This window comes from Roseibium hamelinense (assembly GCF_007830545.1).
GTDB lineage: Bacteria > Pseudomonadota > Alphaproteobacteria > Rhizobiales > Stappiaceae > Roseibium > Roseibium hamelinense.
In genome coordinates this window covers 1-4,028 of sequence record NZ_VLLF01000021.1, presented here as the reverse complement: position 1 = coordinate 4,028, position 4,028 = coordinate 1, and the positions used below count along the sequence as shown (strand labels likewise).

Genomic DNA, 4,028 nt, shown 5'->3' with positions numbered 1-4,028 from the left:
GGGGGGCATAGCTCAGTTGGGAGAGCGCGTGCTTTGCAAGCATGAGGTCGTCGGTTCGATCCCGTCTGCCTCCACCATTTCTTTTGTGCTACCGCGCTTCGCGCTACTTGAGCGCATTTGTGATGCGCTATCGGCTATCGCCTGCTTGAGTGCTGGATTGCTGCTCCCCTTGGGGTGAGCGCATGAGACAAAAACTCGTTTTTGAGAAAGTAACCGTTTTGCGGTGATCGTCTGGATTGCCGCCTGTTCTTGACATCGTTGAAGAGAAGATTTTTTTGATCTCTGTGAGATTGCGGTGGGTTTTGGCCTGCTGTGGTGATCATAGGGTTCCGTAATCAATCGGAGTGCCAGCTTGACCGCATGGTGATCAAAGAAGTCTCGTGAAACTGGTCTTAATTATCAAGATCTGTTTGTGTTTGAACCTTTGATGGCTTGGGTTTTACAAAGGGGCCCACGCTGGATTTGGTTTGAAGCAAACGTATTTGTGCCGTTTGTTTGGTGCTGATTGAGTGTTTAACCGCGCTCAAGTAGTGCGAAGCACGGTAGCGCACAAATAAATGATCTTTTTAAGAGCCTTCGAGGCTCTCAAAAAGATGAACATTGATAATGAGAGTGATCAAGTGTCTTAAGGGCATTCGGTGGATGCCTTGGCGACAAGAGGCGATGAAAGACGTGATACGCTGCGATAAGCCATGGGGAGCTGCGAATAAGCTTTGATCCGTGGATTTCTGAATGGGGCAACCCACTCCGTATGGAGTACCCGTAAGGGAGCAAACCCGGGGAACTGAAACATCTAAGTACCCGGAGGAAAGGACATCAACCGAGACTCCGCTAGTAGTGGCGAGCGAACGCGGACCAGGCCAGTGCCTCAAGTGATCTAACTGGAACCGTCTGGAAAGTCGGGCCTTAGTGGGTGATAGCCCCGTACAGGTGTTGAGAATTTGAGGACTTGAGTAGGGCGGGACACGTGAAATCCTGTCTGAACATGGGGGGACCACCCTCCAAGCCTAAGTACTCCTTGTCGACCGATAGCGAACAAGTACCGTGAGGGAAAGGTGAAAAGTACCCCGACGAGGGGAGTGAAACAGTTCCTGAAACCGGATGCCTACAAACAGTTGGAGCCCGCAAGGGTGACAGCGTACCTTTTGTATAATGGGTCAGCGACTTAATTTAACGAGCAAGCTTAAGCCGGTAGGTGTAGGCGTAGCGAAAGCGAGTCTGAATAGGGCGATGAGTTCGTTGGATTAGACCCGAAACCGAGTGATCTAGCCATGGCCAGGTTGAAGGTGCGGTAACACGCACTGGAGGACCGAACCCACGCCTGTTGAAAAAGTCGGGGATGAGCTGTGGCTAGGGGTGAAAGGCCAATCAAACTCGGAAATAGCTGGTTCTCCGCGAAATCTATTTAGGTAGAGCGTCGGATGAATACTCTCGGGGGTAGAGCACTGGATGGGCTATGGGGGCTTACCGCCTTACTGATCCTAACCAAACTCCGAATACCGAGAAGTACTATCCGGCAGACACACAGTGGGTGCTAACGTCCATTGTGGAGAGGGAAACAACCCTGACCGCCAGTTAAGGTCCCTAAGTTATGGCTAAGTGGGAAAGGATGTAGAACTCCCAAAACAACCAGGATGTTGGCTTAGAAGCAGCCATCATTTAAAGAAAGCGTAACAGCTCACTGGTCTAAATAAGGGGTTCCGCGCCGAAAATGTACCGGGGCTCAAGCCATACACCGAAACTGCGGGTGTGCGTAAGCACGCGGTAGCGGAGCGTTCTGTAAGTCTGCGAAGGGAGACCCGCGAGGGCTCTTGGAGATATCAGAAGTGCGAATGCTGACATGAGTAACGATAAAGGGAGTGAGAGACTCCCTCGCCGAAAGTCCAAGGGTTCCTGCGCAACGCTAATCGGCGCAGGGTTAGCCGGCCCCTAAGGCGAGGCCGAAAGGCGTAGTCGATGGGAATGCAGTTAATATTCTGCAGCTTGGTGGTAGTGACGGATGCTGTGTGTCGTATCTCCTTATTGGATTGGGGATGCGGCGAAGGTGTTCCAGGAAATAGCTCCACCGTATAAACCGTACCCGAAACCGACACAGGTGGACTGGTAGAGCATACCAAGGCGCTTGAGAGAACTATGCTGAAGGAACTCGGCAAAATGCTCCCGTAAGTTCGCGAGAAGGGAGACCTCTTGATGGGCAACCATTGAGGGGTGGCACAGACCAGGGGGTGGCGACTGTTTATCAAAAACACAGGGCTCTGCGAAGCCGCAAGGCGACGTATAGGGTCTGACGCCTGCCCGGTGCTGGAAGGTTAAGAGGAGGTGTGCAAGCACCGAATTGAAGCCCCAGTAAACGGCGGCCGTAACTATAACGGTCCTAAGGTAGCGAAATTCCTTGTCGGGTAAGTTCCGACCTGCACGAATGGCGTAACGACTTCCCCGCTGTCTCCAGCATAGACTCAGTGAAATTGAATTCCCCGTGAAGATGCGGGGTTCCTGCGGTCAGACGGAAAGACCCCGTGCACCTTTACTACAGCTTCACACTGGTATTCGTAACGACATGTGTAGGATAGGTGGTAGACGTTGAAGCCTTGGCGCCAGCTGAGGTGGAGTCACCCTTGAAATACCACCCTTGTCCTTATGGATATCTAACCGCGGCGCAACAACGTCCGGGACCGTGTGTGGCGGGTAGTTTGACTGGGGCGGTCGCCTCCCAAATGGTAACGGAGGCGCGCGAAGGTGGGCTCAGAGCGGTCGGAAATCGCTCGTTGAGTGCAATGGCATAAGCCTGCCTGACTGCGAGACTGACAAGTCGAGCAGAGACGAAAGTCGGCCATAGTGATCCGGTGGTCCCTCGTGGAAGGGCCATCGCTCAACGGATAAAAGGTACGCCGGGGATAACAGGCTGATGATGCCCAAGAGTCCATATCGACGGCATTGTTTGGCACCTCGATGTCGACTCATCACATCCTGGGGCTGGAGCAGGTCCCAAGGGTTTGGCTGTTCGCCAATTAAAGTGGTACGTGAGTTGGGTTCAGAACGTCGCGAGACAGTTCGGTCCCTATCTGCCGTGGGTGTAGGAGAATTGAGAGGATCTGTCCCTAGTACGAGAGGACCGGGATGGACGTACCTCTGGTGGACCTGTTGTGGCGCCAGCCGCATTGCAGGGTAGCTATGTACGGAAGGGATAACCGCTGAAAGCATCTAAGCGGGAAACCCACCTCAAAACAAGTTCTCCCTGAAGAGCCGTGGAAGACCACCACGTCGATAGGAAGCGTGTGGAAGTGCAGCAATGCATGAAGCTTAGCTTTACTAATAGCTCGTTTGGCTTGATCGCTCTCATTACTCAATGTTCATCTTTTAAAAGCGCCCTTGGCGCTTTGAAAAGATTAAGATGTTTTGTTCTCACGGGCGCATCGGTCCTTCGGACCTGGCCTGCGAACCACGCGGCCTGACCGGCCGGCGGCCGCTTGGCCTTGCGAAGCAAAAGCTTCGGAACTCAGGTTCCTTGCAAGGCTGAACGGAAAACAGTCAAAATCAAAAAAAAGACCAGTTTTACATCCAAATTGCCCTTCGCCGGCCTGGTGGCTCTAGCGGGGAGCCCCCACCCGATCCCATCTCGAACTCGGCCGTGAAACTCCCCAGCGCCAATGGTACTGCATCTTAAGGTGTGGGAGAGTAGGTCGCCGCCAGGCCTGCAAAGCGCAATTTGGACACTTCAGTGCACGATCGGCTAACGCCTACTTGAGTGCATCTCTTCAATCAAAGTGTGCAAACCCATCAGCACACCTCTTCAACGATAGCCTCCACCTTAACGCGGGATGGAGCAGCCCGGTAGCTCGTCAGGCTCATAACCTGAAGGTCGCAGGTTCAAATCCTGCTCCCGCAACCAAATACAAAAATGGCCGCCAAAAAGGGCGGCCTTTTGTGTATTCGGGCCGGGGATATTGGTCAGACCCTCAGCGCGCCCCATCAAGGAGCGCTGCGCCCGACGCAGAACGCCAAAAAAGACAAATCAGGATCCCGAAACC

General features: G+C 53.4%; 2 tRNA genes and 2 rRNA genes. All 4 read left to right on the top strand.

Annotation, left to right across the window (positions count from 1 at the left end):
* The first annotated feature begins 1 nt into the window (after nt 1).
* A tRNA-Ala gene (locus JM93_RS21605) sits at nt 2-77 on the top strand.
* Between the two features lie 537 nt (nt 78-614).
* Nucleotides 615-3,334, top strand: a 23S ribosomal RNA gene (locus tag JM93_RS21600).
* A gap of 243 nt (nt 3,335-3,577) precedes the next feature.
* Nucleotides 3,578-3,692, top strand: a 5S ribosomal RNA gene (gene rrf, locus JM93_RS21595).
* A 120-nt stretch (nt 3,693-3,812) separates the two neighbouring features.
* Nucleotides 3,813-3,889 (top strand) — tRNA-Met (locus JM93_RS21590).
* Nucleotides 3,890-4,028 lie beyond the last annotated feature (139 nt).